General features: G+C 63.0%; 15 protein-coding genes. 4 read left to right on the forward strand and 11 right to left on the reverse strand.

Features of this window, described 5'->3' with window-relative positions:
• Nucleotides 1-47: 47 nt before the first annotated feature.
• Genes ABF859_RS02475 through hisB form a run of 7 tightly spaced genes read right to left on the reverse strand, consistent with a single transcriptional unit; the run spans nucleotide 48 to nucleotide 4,561 of the window.
• Complete coding sequence (locus ABF859_RS02475) at nucleotides 48-416, reverse strand: histidine triad nucleotide-binding protein (RefSeq protein WP_415525835.1); 369 nt, start codon at nucleotides 414-416, stop codon at nucleotides 48-50.
• Nucleotides 417-430: 14 nt separating this feature from the next.
• Nucleotides 431-832 carry a phosphoribosyl-ATP diphosphatase gene (locus ABF859_RS02480; RefSeq protein WP_415525837.1) on the reverse strand — a complete coding sequence of 134 codons (402 nt, stop codon included), beginning with the start codon at nucleotides 830-832 and terminating at the stop codon, nucleotides 431-433.
• A gap of 4 nt (nucleotides 833-836) precedes the next feature.
• Nucleotides 837-1,598: an imidazole glycerol phosphate synthase subunit HisF gene (gene hisF, locus ABF859_RS02485; RefSeq protein WP_194262236.1), complete on the reverse strand. Its 762-nt coding sequence runs from the start codon at nucleotides 1,596-1,598 to the stop codon at nucleotides 837-839.
• A complete protein-coding gene (gene hisA, locus ABF859_RS02490; protein ID WP_415525840.1) occupies nucleotides 1,592-2,944 on the reverse strand; it encodes a 1-(5-phosphoribosyl)-5-[(5-phosphoribosylamino)methylideneamino]imidazole-4-carboxamide isomerase in 1,353 nt (450 codons plus the stop codon). The genes hisF and hisA overlap by 7 nt, the downstream gene beginning before the upstream one ends.
• Entirely contained in the window at nucleotides 2,941-3,579 is a 639-nt protein-coding gene (gene hisH, locus ABF859_RS02495; protein ID WP_415525842.1) for an imidazole glycerol phosphate synthase subunit HisH, read from the reverse strand. The genes hisA and hisH overlap by 4 nt, the downstream gene beginning before the upstream one ends.
• A complete protein-coding gene (locus tag ABF859_RS02500) occupies nucleotides 3,564-3,968 on the reverse strand; it encodes a hypothetical protein (protein ID WP_415525844.1) in 405 nt (134 codons plus the stop codon). Before ABF859_RS02500 ends, hisH begins: the two co-directional genes overlap by 16 nt.
• Complete coding sequence (gene hisB, locus ABF859_RS02505; RefSeq protein ID WP_415525846.1) at nucleotides 3,965-4,561, reverse strand: imidazoleglycerol-phosphate dehydratase HisB; 597 nt, start codon at nucleotides 4,559-4,561, stop codon at nucleotides 3,965-3,967. Before hisB ends, ABF859_RS02500 begins: the two co-directional genes overlap by 4 nt.
• 210 nt (nucleotides 4,562-4,771) lie before the next feature.
• Here hisB and ABF859_RS02510 point away from each other — a divergent pair, with 210 nt between their 5' ends.
• From ABF859_RS02510 to ABF859_RS02520, 3 genes are read left to right on the forward strand one after another with little or no spacing between them, the layout of a single operon-like run.
• Nucleotides 4,772-5,374 carry a nitroreductase gene (locus ABF859_RS02510; RefSeq protein WP_415525848.1) on the forward strand — a complete coding sequence of 201 codons (603 nt, stop codon included), beginning with the start codon at nucleotides 4,772-4,774 and terminating at the stop codon, nucleotides 5,372-5,374.
• 4 nt (nucleotides 5,375-5,378) lie between these two features.
• The gene (gene ubiM, locus ABF859_RS02515; RefSeq protein ID WP_415525850.1) at nucleotides 5,379-6,563 is read left to right on the forward strand and encodes a 5-demethoxyubiquinol-8 5-hydroxylase UbiM; all 1,185 of its coding nucleotides are present in this window, start codon (nucleotides 5,379-5,381) and stop codon (nucleotides 6,561-6,563) included.
• A 38-nt stretch (nucleotides 6,564-6,601) separates the two neighbouring features.
• Nucleotides 6,602-7,615: a zinc-binding alcohol dehydrogenase family protein gene (locus ABF859_RS02520; protein ID WP_415525852.1), complete on the forward strand. Its 1,014-nt coding sequence runs from the start codon at nucleotides 6,602-6,604 to the stop codon at nucleotides 7,613-7,615.
• 45 nt (nucleotides 7,616-7,660) lie between these two features.
• Here ABF859_RS02520 and ABF859_RS02525 read toward each other — a convergent pair whose 3' ends face one another.
• The 3 genes from ABF859_RS02525 to ABF859_RS02535 form a co-directional block, all read right to left on the reverse strand.
• The gene (locus ABF859_RS02525) at nucleotides 7,661-8,146 is read right to left on the reverse strand and encodes a hypothetical protein (RefSeq protein ID WP_415525854.1); all 486 of its coding nucleotides are present in this window, start codon (nucleotides 8,144-8,146) and stop codon (nucleotides 7,661-7,663) included.
• Between the two features lie 94 nt (nucleotides 8,147-8,240).
• Complete coding sequence (locus ABF859_RS02530) at nucleotides 8,241-10,670, reverse strand: DUF3772 domain-containing protein (protein ID WP_415525856.1); 2,430 nt, start codon at nucleotides 10,668-10,670, stop codon at nucleotides 8,241-8,243.
• 164 nt (nucleotides 10,671-10,834) lie between these two features.
• Nucleotides 10,835-11,908, reverse strand: a complete 1,074-nt coding sequence (locus ABF859_RS02535) for a quinone-dependent dihydroorotate dehydrogenase (protein ID WP_415525858.1) — start codon at nucleotides 11,906-11,908, stop codon at nucleotides 10,835-10,837.
• A 131-nt stretch (nucleotides 11,909-12,039) separates the two neighbouring features.
• On the opposite strand from ABF859_RS02535, the gene ABF859_RS02540 reads away from it, so the two are divergent.
• Nucleotides 12,040-12,279, forward strand: a complete 240-nt coding sequence (locus tag ABF859_RS02540; protein ID WP_415525860.1) for a hypothetical protein — start codon at nucleotides 12,040-12,042, stop codon at nucleotides 12,277-12,279.
• Nucleotides 12,280-12,297: 18 nt separating this feature from the next.
• Here the strand turns inward: ABF859_RS02540 and ABF859_RS02545 are convergent, their stop codons facing one another.
• Complete coding sequence (locus ABF859_RS02545; protein ID WP_415525862.1) at nucleotides 12,298-13,149, reverse strand: sugar phosphate isomerase/epimerase family protein; 852 nt, start codon at nucleotides 13,147-13,149, stop codon at nucleotides 12,298-12,300.
• Nucleotides 13,150-13,152 lie beyond the last annotated feature (3 nt).

Below are 13,152 nucleotides of genomic sequence, written 5' to 3' on the forward strand. Positions count from 1 at the left end.
AGGCGAGGGGCTTGATAGTCGGCTCCTCGGATCTTGGCAAGGGTTATTTAGGAAGTTTTTTGTGTCAGTAAGGGGCCGAGGGCCGCACCGCCGAACAGGTGGACATGGAAATGGGGGACTTCCTGTCCGGAATTGGGACCGGAATTGCTGATGAGGCGGAAGCCTTCCTGGGTCAGGCCCTGTTCTTCGGCGATTTTCGAGACGGCGCGCCAGAACCCCGTGATTTCATCGGGGGAGGCTGTTGCACCGAAATCGGCGATGGAGACGTAGGGGCCCTTGGGAATGACCAGAACATGGATCGGAGCCTGGGGGGCGATGTCGTGGAAGGCGAGGGCGAAGTCGTCTTCGTAGACCGTGCGCGCTGGAATTTCCTTGCGCAGGATGCGAGCAAAGATGTTACCGGGATCGTAAGTCATGGTCGGGCTCCTCTTCAGCCGAGCTTTTCCTTGGGGCGGGCTGCCTTTTCGGCAATGCCACTCGTGCCTTCACGGCGCTTGAGTTCCGTCCAGACGTCTTCGGGGGAGACGCCTGCATCCACCCACATGACGATCAGGTGGTACAGCACATCAGCGCTTTCACCGATCAGTTCCTTGCGGTTGCCATTGACGGCTTCGATCAGGCATTCAACGGCTTCTTCGCCGAATTTCTGGGCAATCTTGTTGCGGCCACGGGCCATCAGGCGTGCGGAATGGCTGAGCGACGGGTCCGTGCCACGGCGGGACTGCACCGTATCGTAGAGGCGCTGAAGAACCTGTTCCTGCAGAAGGTCAGACTTCTTGTCGTCCTGCTGTTTGGAAGGCTTTGGGGCCGGTTTGGTGGCGGGTTTACCCATGATCTTATTCTCCAAGCCTGACCGGCAGGCCGGCCTTGTTCAGCGCGTTCTTGACTTCATCAATCCGGAACTGGCCGAAGTGGAACACACTTGCCGCCAGAAGGCCACTTGCGCCGACTTCCGCGCCTTCCACGAAATGCTGTAATTCGCCCACGCCCCCTGAGGCGACGACCGGGACGGTCACGGCATTGCAGACTGCGCGTAGAAGGTCGAGGTCAAAGCCTGCGCGGGTGCCGTCGCGGTCCATGCTGGTGAGCAGGATTTCGCCTGCGCCCAGATCCTGCATTTTCCGTGCCCATTCCACGACGTCCAGACCTGTGGGTTCGCGGCCGCCCTTGGCATAGACTTCCCAGCCGCCCTGACCGTTAGAGCGGGCGTCGATGGCCACGACGATGCACTGGCTGCCGAAACGTTCGGACGCTTCGCGGATCAGGTCCGGGTTCTTGATGGCCGCCGAATTGACGGCGCATTTGTCTGCTCCGGCCAGAAGCAGGCGGCGCATGTCTTCACAGGTGCGCACGCCACCGCCTACGGTCAGGGGCAGACAGATAGCCTCGGCCGTGCGGCGGACGACGTCGAGAATGGTGTCACGGTTTTCGACGCTCGCCGTGATGTCGAGGAAGGTGAGTTCATCAGCACCGGCGGCGTCGTAGAGCTTGGCCTGTTCGACGGGATCACCGGCATCGCGCAGTGAGACAAAGTTCACCCCTTTGACGACGCGGCCGTCCTTGACGTCCAGACAGGGAATGACGCGGAGTTTCAGCATGAACCGAGGACGTCCAGGGCGTCTTTGAGGGAGATGCGGCCGTCATAGAGGGCGCGGCCGACGATGGCACCGGAAATGCCCGGAACGTCGCGAGCGACATCACGCAGGGCCTTGAGATGCTCCAGACTGCCCACGCCACCACTGGCGATGACGGGGATGGAGAGGCGACGGGCCATGTCGGCGGTCTGTTCCAGATCCAGCCCGGCCAGCATGCCGTCCCGCGTGATTTCGGTGAAGATCACGGCGGCCACACCGGCATCTTCCATGCGCAGAGCAAGGTCGTTGGCTTCCAGTTCGGACACTTCGGCCCAGCCTTCGGTGGCGACACGGCCCTGTCGGGCGTCGATGCCGGCGACGATCCGGCCCGGGAAGGCGCGGGCGGCCTGACGGACCAGTTCGGGGTCCTTGACGGCCACGGAGCCCAGAATGACGCGCGAGACGCCCGCTTCGAGCCAGCGTTCGATCGCGGCCATGTCCCGGATGCCGCCACCGAGCTGCACGGGAAGGCTTGTGGCTTTCACGATGGACTCAATGGCCGGAATGTTGGTGGAACGACCGGCAAAGGCGCCGTTCAGGTCCACGACATGCAGATGGCGGCAGCCGGCTTCCGCGAACAGCCTGGCCTGTGCGCCGGGATCGTCCGAATAATGGGTGGCGTCTTCCATCTCACCGCGACGCAGGCGGACGCAGGCACCGTCCTTGAGATCAATGGCCGGATAGAGCGTCAGGCCGTGAGCCGGGGCGGCTGTATCGATCATCGTGTCTGAAGCCGCGCTGCTGGTGTCGGGCATGGCGATGCTGGACTGCCAGCGGGCGGCCTCGTTCTCGTTTGCCAGAAGTTTCGAGAGAAAAAGTCCGCGCACCGTCTGCCCTCCGATCCGTGCATAATAGGGATGGGTCCCCCAGTGTTCGAACTCGAACGACCGGAACAGCCCGATAGCGGCGACATGCGTTTCGCGGATGTCGCAGTTTACAACCTTGCAGCCAATGGCCTTCGCGCCCTTGAGCATGGCTTCCAGCAACGCGCGTCCCAGACCGCGACCGCGGGCATAGGGGGCGACGAAGAGGCCTGTCAGATTGGCGGTGGCCGCATGGGCTTCATAGCTTGAAGGCGGACGGACGAGCTGACCCGCGCCGCAGATTACGCCATTGTCGCGCACGATATAGAAGCTGCGTTCGGGAACGAGCAGCAGTCCCTCGAAATAGCGCGCCAGAGCCTGATGACCGGGCGGCTGGAGCCAGCCGAAGCCGCCGCCGTCCAGAATGCCAGCGGAGGTGGCCTCGATCAGGGCATCCAGATCTTCGGGAGGAAGCGGCGAGACGACGCGTTCGCAGGTGATGGTCATGAGGTCCACCGCAGGAAGTTGCCGAGGATCGTCAGACCGACATCCTGACTCTTTTCAACATGGAACTGCGTGCCGCAGCGGTTGCCGCGCGCAACGATGGCCGGAACCTGCGTGCCATACTGCGCCGTTGCGACGAGATCGCTTTCCGCACCATCATGCAGGGCATAGGAATGGACGAAATAGCCATGATTGCCAGGAGTGAGGCCATCCGTCAGCAGATGCGCGCCGGGGGTGAAGTCCAGCGTGTTCCAGCCCATGTGTGGGAGACGCAGGCCGGCATCCGCAGCTTCATCCATGCGGCGGATATTGCCGGAAATCCAGCCCAGGCCTTCGGTGCGACCATGTTCGAGGCCGTATTCGCACATAAGCTGCATGCCGACACAGATGCCGAGGAACGGTGTGCCATTGGCGGTGGCGGTTTCGAGCATGTTGCGCAGCTCGGGGCCAAGGCCCTGTGCGCAGTCGGCGAAAGCGCCCTGTCCGGGGAGGATCAGCCGGTCAGCCGTCAGGATGTCATTTGCATCGCGGGAGATGACGACGTCTGCCTCGATCCCCTTGCGGGTGGCGGCTTTACGGGCTGCCTGTGCGGCCGAGGCGAGATTTCCGCCATTGTAGTCAATTACGACGACGCGCATGGAAACTCCGGAGCTGTGCGGCTGTAGGGGGTGGCGTGTGGCTGCTGGTCCATCCAGCGCAGGAGGGCGATGTCCCGGCTGGGAGCTGCGATCGGTGTGCCGGTAACGCGGCCATTCAGGCGCTGCTCCCACAGGCGGATTTCAGCGGTGAAGCTGGCGAGGACGGCATGGATGGCCACGATCAGGTCAAGCCGGGACCAGAAGCCCATGAAGACATGCAGTGTCATCATTGTGGCGGCTGCGGCCAGCAGGGCGGAAATCCATGCGCCGTATGTCAGCAGTCCGAACCAGCCGAAGAACAGGACGCGCCATGAAAAACCGTCCTGAACCATCACCGGCATCTGCGGTCCGGCTGCGTCCGGTTTCGTGCAGGGAATGTAGAGCTTCACAGCACGCCTTTGGTGGAGGGGATGGCACCCGCCGAACGGGGGTCGTGCGAGACGGCAACCTTCAGGGCGCGGGCGACGGCCTTGAAACCGCTTTCCGCGATGTGGTGGGCGTTGGTGCCGGACTTGCAGGTCAGATGCAGGGCGATATGGGCGGACATGGCGAAGGCGCGGAAGAACTCCTCGAACAGTTCCGTGTCCATCGTACCGATCTTCTCGCGCGGAAAGACAACGTTCCAGGCCAGGTAGGGGCGCCCGGAGATATCCACGACCGCCTCGCACAGGGCTTCATCCAGCGGCACGAGGGCATGGCCGAAACGCTCGATGCCGCGTTTGTCCCCGATGGCCTGACGGAAGGCCTGTCCGAAGACGATGCCGACATCCTCAACGGTGTGGTGGCCGTCGATATGCAGGTCTCCCTTGGCCTTCAGCTCAAGATCGAAACCGCCATGTTTGGCCAGGGCCGTCAGCATATGGTCGAAAAAGCCGATGCCGCTGTCCACGTCGGAGCGGCCCTGACCGTCGAGTGAGAGGGCAAGGGTGATGTCGGTTTCGCTGGTTGCGCGATGCAGACGGGCGTGACGGATTTCGTTCATGAGGTTCCTGCTACACCAGCGTGACGCGGATTTCCACGCTGTCCCGCCAACATGCCTGCAAAATCGGCGGACAGGAGGGAAAAAATCAGGCCGGAAGAAGATACCCATCCGTATCGACCGGCAGGGAAGGCCGTCACTATCCCTTGAGATTGGCGGAGTCTGGAAATTGCCCTTGGCGGGGAGGGGAGATCGGGCCATATTTCCCTGATTATGGCACATCATCATTCCCCCCTCGACGTCCTTCTCTCCCGCGCTTCGACGGACCATCTTGTCGAGCCTCCGCCGAAGGGGGATGAACTCCGAACCATCCTGTCAGTCGGTCTGCGGGCCCCGGATCACGGGAAGATGCGTCCCTGGCGCTATACGGTCATCAAGGGCAAGCATCGTGAGGCGTTCGCCGATCTCGTGGTGGAAGCCATGGGACGGCAGGAGCCTGATGCGCCTGCGGCCAAGAAAACCAAGCGCCATCACCGCTTTTCCAGCATGCCGATGATCATTGCGCTCGGAATGCATGTGCAGCCGGAAGGCAAGATCCCGGTCATCGAGCAGGAAATGGCCGTGGCAGCGGGGGCGATGAATGTCCTGAACGCGCTGCATGCGACCGGATTCGGTGGAATGTGGGTCACGGGGCCGTTCTGTGAAGACCGCGCTCTTCTTGAGGCGCTGGGTCTGCCCGAGCCACACCGTCTGGCGGGTTTCCTGTTCGTGGGAACGCCGGCGAAGCATTCGGATGAACGCAAGCGGCCGGACATCGACGATTACATGGCGATCTGGAAGGGAGACGCCATCAGGTTCCCTGCGGACGCCGGGTGATCTGATGCGTTACGACGTCATTGTTGCCGGTGGCGGCCCGGTTGGTTTCGCCTGTGCCATTTCGCTTGGCCGGGATGGACGCAGGGTCTGTGTTGTCGAGCGTTCCCCGGCGGATGTGCTGGCAGATCCGCCTTTCGATGGCCGGGAAATCGCCCTGACGCATCATGCATCGGAATGGCTCAAGGCCATTGGCGCCTGGGATGAGATCCCGGGTGGCAGCATCTGCCCGATGTATACGGCCCGGATCGAGACTGGAAAATCCGGCAATCCGCCGCTTCTGTTCGATGCGCCAGCGGAGGGGCCGGATGCTCTGGGCCATATGGTGGCGAACCATCTGATCCGGCGCGCCCTGTATCGCGTGGCGTCGCGGACGCCGGGTGTGGACATCCGGGCAGGGCAGGGGATTGCCAGTTCGTGGCATGACGCACGGTCTGCGGGTGTTGTTCTGGCGGGTGGAGAGCGGATCGAGGCTGATCTTCTGGTCGCGGCGGATGGACGTTTTTCCCGTCTGCGGGCCGAAGCCGGGATCGGTGCGATCGTTCACGACTTCCAGCGCAACATCATGGTCTGCCGGATGCGGCATCCTGAATCCCACGCGAATACGGCGCTTCAGTGGTTTGACGAGGGGCAGACGATTGCCCTTCTGCCGGTCGCGCCCGATGAGCGTCCGGGGTCCTGCTCGTCGCTTGTCCTGACGCTGGAGCCGGATGAAATCGCGCGTCTCAGGGCGCTTGATGGCAAGGCATTCAGCGAAGACATCACGGCCCGGACGCAGGGTCGGATGGGGCAGATGACACTGGAGAGTGCGCGTTGTGTCTATCCGCTCAAGGCGGTCTATGCACACCGTTTCCAGGCCCCGCGTCTGGCGCTGATCGGGGATGCGGCCGTGGGGATGCATCCGATTACGGCGCATGGGTTCAATCTGGGCCTCAAGGGGCAGGAAGTTCTGGCGCGGGCGATTGCGGACGGGCCGGGAGATGCGGGTGATCCATCCGTTCTGGCGCGTTTCGAGCGTACCCATCGTCTGGCGACCGCCCCGCTCTTTGCCGCAACCAATGCGATTGCGACGGTTTATACCCGTGACGAGGCACCGTTCCTGATGGCGCGGCGGGCCGGGCTGGCGGTGGCCAACCGCCTTCTGCCCTTCAAGGCCGCGGTGACGAACATGCTGATGGACCGCCACGGCTGAGCCGTGGCTGCGGCCCTCTGAAGGAAAGGATCATCCCCATGAAAGCTTTCGGACACAGGCGTGCGACCCGCATGGACGAGGCTGATGCGCTGATCGAGATCGATATTCCCACGCCTGTTCCGGGGCCGCGGGATGTGGTCGTGGAAATCCGGGCTGTTTCAGTCAATCCCGTTGATACGAAACTGCGCGCGATGGACCCGCCCGGTGATGAGCCCCGGGTGCTCGGGTATGACGCCGTGGGAACCGTTGTCGCGACCGGCGGACAGGTGCGTGGTTTCCGGGCCGGAGACCGCGTCTTTTATGCCGGCAGTGCCCTCCGACAGGGAAGTAACGCACGCTTTCAGGCAGTCGATGAACGTCTGATTGCCCGCGCGCCCAAGACCCTCTCCGATGCTGAAGCTGCTGCTTTGCCGCTGACTGCCCTCACGGCCTGGGAGCTGCTGTTCGATCGTCTCGGCGTGCGACTGGGTGACATGGAAAATCCCGATGCACTCCTGATTGTCGGAGGTGCCGGGGGTGTAGGATCAATCCTGACACAGATTGCCTGCCGCCTGACGGGACTGACGGTTATCGCCACGGCATCACGCCCCGAAACGACGGACTGGTGCCGGGAAATGGGGGCTCATCACGTCATTGATCACCGCCGGCCGCTCGATCAGGAACTGGCCCGGATCGGGATTCCGCAGGTGCGTTATGTTGCAGGTCTGACAGCGTCGGGAGAGCACAGGGATGCGATCGTGCGCTCGCTTGCGCCACAGGGGGCACTGGCGCTGATTGATGATCCGGCCGAGTTCGACATCATGCCGTTCAAGCGCAAGTGCCTCTCCGTGCACTGGGAATACATGTTCGCTCGCCCGGCGTTCGAGACGCCGGATATGGCTGCACAGGGGAAAATCCTGGCGCAGGTGTCCGCGCTTGTGGACGCCGGACTTCTGAAGACGACCCTGCATGAGATGCTCGGTCCGATTACCATTGCCAATCTGCGCCGGGCGCACGAACTGCTTGAAAGCGGCAAGGGGATTGGGAAGGTCGTTCTCTGCGGCTTCGAATGAGAGACTGACAATAAAAGACTGAACTGGCAGGTCAGAAATGATCCGTCAGTTGAAATGCACCCGGAGCAGCGGGGTGGATGAAATGCACAGCATGATCAGTCCGAACAGCGCCATGACCTTGATGATGAAAAAGCAGGCATGCTGGCGCGCTTCCGCGCCGGTGGCCAGCATCATGAACGGGTCCGGATCGGGAAAGCCGGTTCTGCTGCCAATCTGGACGAGTTCCAGCGCCCGCTGACGGGTGGCTGCGGCCTGCGAGCGGCGGCGTGTCATCTCCGTTCCGGAAATGTCGGCCTTTTCGTGCAGGGCGGTAAGATAGAGTTCCAGATCCTCGCGGCGATAGGCGATTTTGCCGTCCGGGGTCTGGGTGCGGGCCGGACCGGTGCCGAGAAGGGCCAGCAGTTTCAGCCTGCGTTCCGGCAGACCCAGATGGACCGCCGCTTCCGCCATGGAGAGTGTCTTCGAACGGACGGGCAGGTGAAAAACCTGTCCGGCTGTCTTTTCTCCGGAAATATTTGTCGGGGATGGCATCGGTCTGGATCCTGGCCTCTCTGGACAGACTGACTTTAAGGCCAGTCTGTCTGGAAATCGAGTATTTGCCGGAGTCCTGCGAAGTATTTTCCGATCAGGCTGTCGTGATGGCCACGTCTTCGGCATGAAAACGGCGGAAGACGTCAAAGAGAATGGAATCCTGAACACTCCCCCCATCGCGGGCCGAGACGAGGGCGACGCTCAGGGTCATGGTCAGACTGTCCCCCGCGATCGCGCTGACACGGACCTTTGGTGAAGGTGTTGCGAGGACTTCGTCGCGATGCGCCGCGACTTCCAGCAGCATGGCCTTGGCTTTCTCGGGATCGGTCGTGAGCGGGATCTTGAATGTCAGGGTCAGAACGCCGGTTGCTCCGCTGAGGGTGGCATTCTTGATGCTCGTGGTGATGAACTGGGAATTCGGGACGATCATGGTCGAGCCGTCGCTCAGGCCGATATCGGTGGCGCGGATGCTGATGCGCTTGACGTCGCCACGCGTGCCCGCGATCTCGACCATGTCTCCCACGCGCACAGGCCGCTCGGCCATCAGGATTACACCCGAGACGAAGTTCTGCACGATGGATTGCAGGCCGAAACCGATACCTACCGAAAGCGCGCTGACCACCCAGGTCAAGTTCTGGACGGACACACCGGCGAGGGAAAGGATGCCGAGGCCCACAAGAATCCATGAACAGTAGGTGAAGATGCTGAGGATCGAGGTGCGGCTGCCGATATCCAGCCGCGTGGTGGGAAAGAAGCGGTCCCGGATCCAACCGCGCGTCTGACGGATCGCGTAATAGGCCACCACCAGCAGAACGATGGCCAGAACCACGGTATCGAGTGAGATCTTCACGCCGTGGATGGTGTTGCCGACGAACAGGAGCCAGAGACGGTTGGTGATATCGGCGACGCTGAAGCTGCCGTCCGTCTGGGCGATGGAGAACAGCAGCAGCAGCAGCAGGACGTTTCCGAGGCCGGAGAGGATCACTCCGATCTGCGACAGGCGCCGCTGGGTGAGGCCGAGCTGGACCAGACGGCGGCTGAAGAAGCCGCCTTCGGAAAACAGCCGGTCCAGCACGTCGCGCCAGCACAGGCCGAGAAGCGTGACGATGGCCACGCCGGTGCCCAGGGAGAGCAGCCAGCCATTGAGCGTGAAGGCAAAGGCCACATAGCCGAGCAGGATGGAAATGATCGTGACGGCCAGAAGCAGGCTGGAGACCCCTAGTGCGGAGGGGGCGAAGCCGCGGGTGTCGTTCTGGTTGCCGAGCCTGCGGAACGTATCCACGGCGCAGAGCGCAATGGCGATCGAAAAAGCGATTTCCAGCAGGAGCTGAAGGGTCTGGCCGAAGGCATCCTGTGCCTGAAAAGCACGCAGGAGGTCCAGCATCAGGACGCTGATGGCGAGGATCCAGTCCACGCCACGCAGGGCTTTGCGTTCGCCGGGATTGCCCTGGGCCAGGACACCGCTGCGGCCGAAGATGGGCAGGCCAGCTCCGATGATGAAGCCGCAGACGGGCACGGTCTCGCCGATGATGGCGCCGATCGGACCGCCGCCGTCGGGGAGGGCCGCCGCTGCCCAGATGAACCAGACCAGTGTGGCGACCAGAGCTTCGAGGGCGCCATTGAGCGTGATGGCGATGATGCTGCCCGAGAGGGCTTCCTTCACGCTGTCCTCGGTTGCCGTGCGGAAATGCGCGCCGCAGCGTTTGAGCAGGCGCAGGATCAGCGGGGAGCTCAGACCGATGGCGAGGAAGGTGATGGCGCAGCCGATCAGGAGATAGAGCCAGTCAGACAGGACGCCGCCAGCATGCAGCGAATAGCGGTTTTCCGCACGCTCGGTCAGGAGTGTGTTCCAGAAGCGTGGCGCCAGGGGGGATGTTGTGCGTTCGGACAGGGCTGCGTGTTGCAGGCGGGTGCGGCGGGCGTTGATGGCGGTGCCGAGCTGCTGGGCCTGAAGATTGTACAGCTTGGCCCGCATCAGGGCCGATTTCACGGACTGGGAGTTCTGCTGCATCCGCTGGCGCTGTGCCGTAACGGAAGGGTCCTCGTTTTCCGCGGCCTTGGGGCCGAGGATTTTGAGGAAAGATTCGGTAATGCTGTCATAGGACTGGATCTGTGTGACGGCGTCCTGCGTGTTCTGCTGGACCTTCTGGACCTGCGACGACAGGTCGTCGAGTTCGCTGTTGCCGGTGTTCACGTCCTTGCGGTTGAGTGTCGCGAAGACCTGCCGGAGCACCGTGGCACTGTCGTCGAGCTGGTGACCGATGGAGGTGGACACGGCAGTCCAGCCGAGACCGGAATTGCTCCCCGGGTCGGAGGGAGTGTCCTTCGAAGCGTCCTTGGGCGCATCTTTCGCAGGCTGTGCCGCCGGCTGGGGCGCGGCGGCCAGCGCCGGGCTGACGGGCCTGACTGCGGCGCAGAGCAGTCCGAGCACCAGAAAAAAACATCCCAGAGCATGTCCAGAAGAAGTTCCGGGGCGCCAGCGGGAAAGGTCTGAAGAGGCGGGCGCGGCAGGCCGTCTGGTCATGCGTGGGAGTTCCGTCCAGTGTCTTGATGGGTTTTCAACGGTTTGCAGCGGCAGGGGTTCGATCGTTCCGCTCCGGCAGTTTCGGACCGGGGCACGGGCGGATACGAAAAAGGCACCTTTCCGGGATAAGGAAAGGTGCCCTGAACCGTGATGTGACCGGCGGGTCAGGCCGGACGGTCAACGCTGTGAGCGTCGGCGATCGTCTCGAAGCCGTCGCGCCGCATGGCTTCGAGCAGTTCGTGTTTCATGCGGGATAGGATGCCGGGGCCCTGAAGCACGAAGGATGAATAGATCTGCACCATATCCGCGCCCATACGGATGCGGGCGAGGATGTCTTCGCCGGTCTCGATGCCGCCACACGAAATCAGCGCCAGCCGGCCCTTGTTCAGTCCCGAGACGATCTGCAGCACCTCGCGGGAGCGCGGTGCGAGGGGACGGCCGGACAGGCCACCGCTTTCGCGGGCCGCCGGGTCACGCAGGCTCGCGGGACGGGCGATGGTCGTGTTGGTCAGGATCAGGCCCTGTGCGCCGCCTTCGATGGCGGCTTCAATGATCGGCTCGTAGGAGCTGTCATCCAGATCCGGCGCGAGTTTGACCAGCAGCGGCGGACGCTCCGGATTGCGGGTGTTGATTGCGGCCAGAAGCTCTTTCAGCATGGCGGCCGACTGAAGATCCCGCAAGCCCGGCGTGTTGGGCGAGGAAAGGTTCATGGTGATGTAATCGGCGTAGGGCCGCACGCGCGCCACGAGGTCCGGATAGTCCCGCAGCGGGTCGGAGCCGGTCTTGTTGATGCCGATATTCACGCCGAGCGGGACGGTGGGGCCGCGCATCCTGCCATTGGGCATCGGGCGGTGCAGACGGGCTAGGCGTCGGCAGAAGCGGTCCACGCCGCAGCCATTGAATCCCATGCGGTTGATGATCGCGCCATCTTCCACCAGCCGGAACAGGCGTGGGCCGGGATTGCCGGGCTGGGGGCGGGGAGTCACGGTCCCGGCCTCGATATGGCCGAAGCCCAGCTTTGCGAGCGGGCGGATGGCGCGGGCGTCCTTGTCAAACCCGGCGGCGAGGCCGATCGGGTTGGAAAAGCGCAGGCCGAGCGTGCGGGTCGCGAAGGCCGGCACGTCTTTCGGGGCCTGGCCGCCGAGGCCGAGGGCGAGGGAGTGAATGGCGAGTTCATGCGCCGTTTCGGTGTCGAAGCGGTGCAGAAGCGGGGTGACGAGCGTTCCGAGGTCGATCATGAATTGTTTCCATACCCTAATCCTGGGTGGGACGCATCAGCTTCGCGCTTTGGCATCGCACCCTGAGGGCGGCAGAGGAGGAAAGGCGTTTTGGCTTGGCGGTGGGGCGGGGACGCGATAGATGCGAAGGCATGTCCGACGCATCTGCTGCTGAATCCTATGACGAGCCTTATCTTGAGACGTGCTGCCGCTCCACGCTGCACCGGCTTTTGCTGTGCGCGTCGGCGGGGCGGCCGACGGGGCTGAAGGACCAGCCCTGTCTGGAACGGCTGGAGCGGCTTGGGCTGTCGGAACTGCGTGATGACGGTCGCTTCGTGATCACGCAGGATGGCCTGAAGCGCCACCGTGAAGAAATAGGGCCTGTGGACTGAAAACTGGCCGACTGGAAATCAGGCCGTACCGGTCCAGGCCTGATCCAGTCCTTCACGGCAGAAGCGGATGACTTCGTTCAGGTCACGGTCATAGAGGCTGTCTGGAACGTCCGAAGAAAAAATCTCGACCGTGCAGGCTCCGCGGAAGCCGGCGTCCCATGTGGCGTGAAGCATTTCGTGGAGCGGGATGCAACCGTCTCCGGGGATCAGGCGGTCCGTTGCGGAATAGGGGGTGCGCCAGTCGCTGACCTGAAGGACATTGATTTTGCTGCCCGCGGCCCGGATGGCGGCGCAGACGTCCTTCTGCTGCCAGATGTTCCAGTAATCCAGACACAGACCCATGGCCGGGTGGCCGACGCCGTCGATGATGTCCATCGCCTGTTCGATGGTCCAGATCGCACTCTCGGTGTTTACGGAGGTCGGGTTGAGCGGCTCCAGTGACAGGGACACGCCCAGATCATCCGCAAGGGGGCAGAGCTCCCGCAGATAGCGCACCGTCTCGTCCATCGTCCGGCGCATGTTTCCTTTGGGCGGGGCGCCGGTATTGGTGACGAAGACGCTGCCGGGTACATGGGGGGCAAGGGTTTTCAGGCTCCGGGCCAGGCGTTCGACGCGGGCTTCGGGCGTGCTGGGTTCGGGGGCCATGGCGCTGCCGAAGAAGGTCCGTACTGATGGTTGCACAGCGCTGACGGTCAGGCCGCTCTCCTTCACGAGGCGCATCTGTTCGTCGAGGCGGTTCGGATCGAGCTTGGCTTCGCAGATCTCGATCGCGTCCACGCCAAGCGCGCAGTAACGGGTGACGTCTTCCTCGAAGGACCAGGGCAGGGTCGTGAATTCGTTCATGCCGAAGCTGAAGGGGAATGTCGTCATGGG

This window comes from Gluconobacter sp. (genome assembly GCF_047722525.1).
Lineage (GTDB): Bacteria > Pseudomonadota > Alphaproteobacteria > Acetobacterales > Acetobacteraceae > Gluconobacter.

Bases quoted from the DNA above. Each gene is read 5' to 3' on its own strand.
- ABF859_RS02475 (WP_415525835.1), bottom strand. From the start codon at position 416: ATGACTTACGATCCCGGTAACATCTTTGCTCGCATCCTGCGCAAGGAA.
- ABF859_RS02480 (WP_415525837.1), bottom strand. From the start codon at position 832: ATGGGTAAACCCGCCACCAAACCGGCCCCAAAGCCTTCCAAACAGCAG.
- hisF (WP_194262236.1), bottom strand. From the start codon at position 1,598: ATGCTGAAACTCCGCGTCATTCCCTGTCTGGACGTCAAGGACGGCCGC.
- hisA (WP_415525840.1), bottom strand. From the start codon at position 2,944: ATGACCATCACCTGCGAACGCGTCGTCTCGCCGCTTCCTCCCGAAGAT.
- hisH (WP_415525842.1), bottom strand. From the start codon at position 3,579: ATGCGCGTCGTCGTAATTGACTACAATGGCGGAAATCTCGCCTCGGCC.
- hisB (WP_415525846.1), bottom strand. From the start codon at position 4,561: ATGAACGAAATCCGTCACGCCCGTCTGCATCGCGCAACCAGCGAAACC.
- ABF859_RS02510 (WP_415525848.1), top strand. From the start codon at position 4,772: ATGGCACATCATCATTCCCCCCTCGACGTCCTTCTCTCCCGCGCTTCG.
- ubiM (WP_415525850.1), top strand. From the start codon at position 5,379: ATGCGTTACGACGTCATTGTTGCCGGTGGCGGCCCGGTTGGTTTCGCC.
- ABF859_RS02520 (WP_415525852.1), top strand. From the start codon at position 6,602: ATGAAAGCTTTCGGACACAGGCGTGCGACCCGCATGGACGAGGCTGAT.
- ABF859_RS02525 (WP_415525854.1), bottom strand. From the start codon at position 8,146: ATGCCATCCCCGACAAATATTTCCGGAGAAAAGACAGCCGGACAGGTT.
- ABF859_RS02530 (WP_415525856.1), bottom strand. From the start codon at position 10,670: ATGACCAGACGGCCTGCCGCGCCCGCCTCTTCAGACCTTTCCCGCTGG.
- ABF859_RS02535 (WP_415525858.1), bottom strand. From the start codon at position 11,908: ATGATCGACCTCGGAACGCTCGTCACCCCGCTTCTGCACCGCTTCGAC.
- ABF859_RS02540 (WP_415525860.1), top strand. From the start codon at position 12,040: ATGTCCGACGCATCTGCTGCTGAATCCTATGACGAGCCTTATCTTGAG.
- ABF859_RS02545 (WP_415525862.1), bottom strand. From the start codon at position 13,149: ATGACGACATTCCCCTTCAGCTTCGGCATGAACGAATTCACGACCCTG.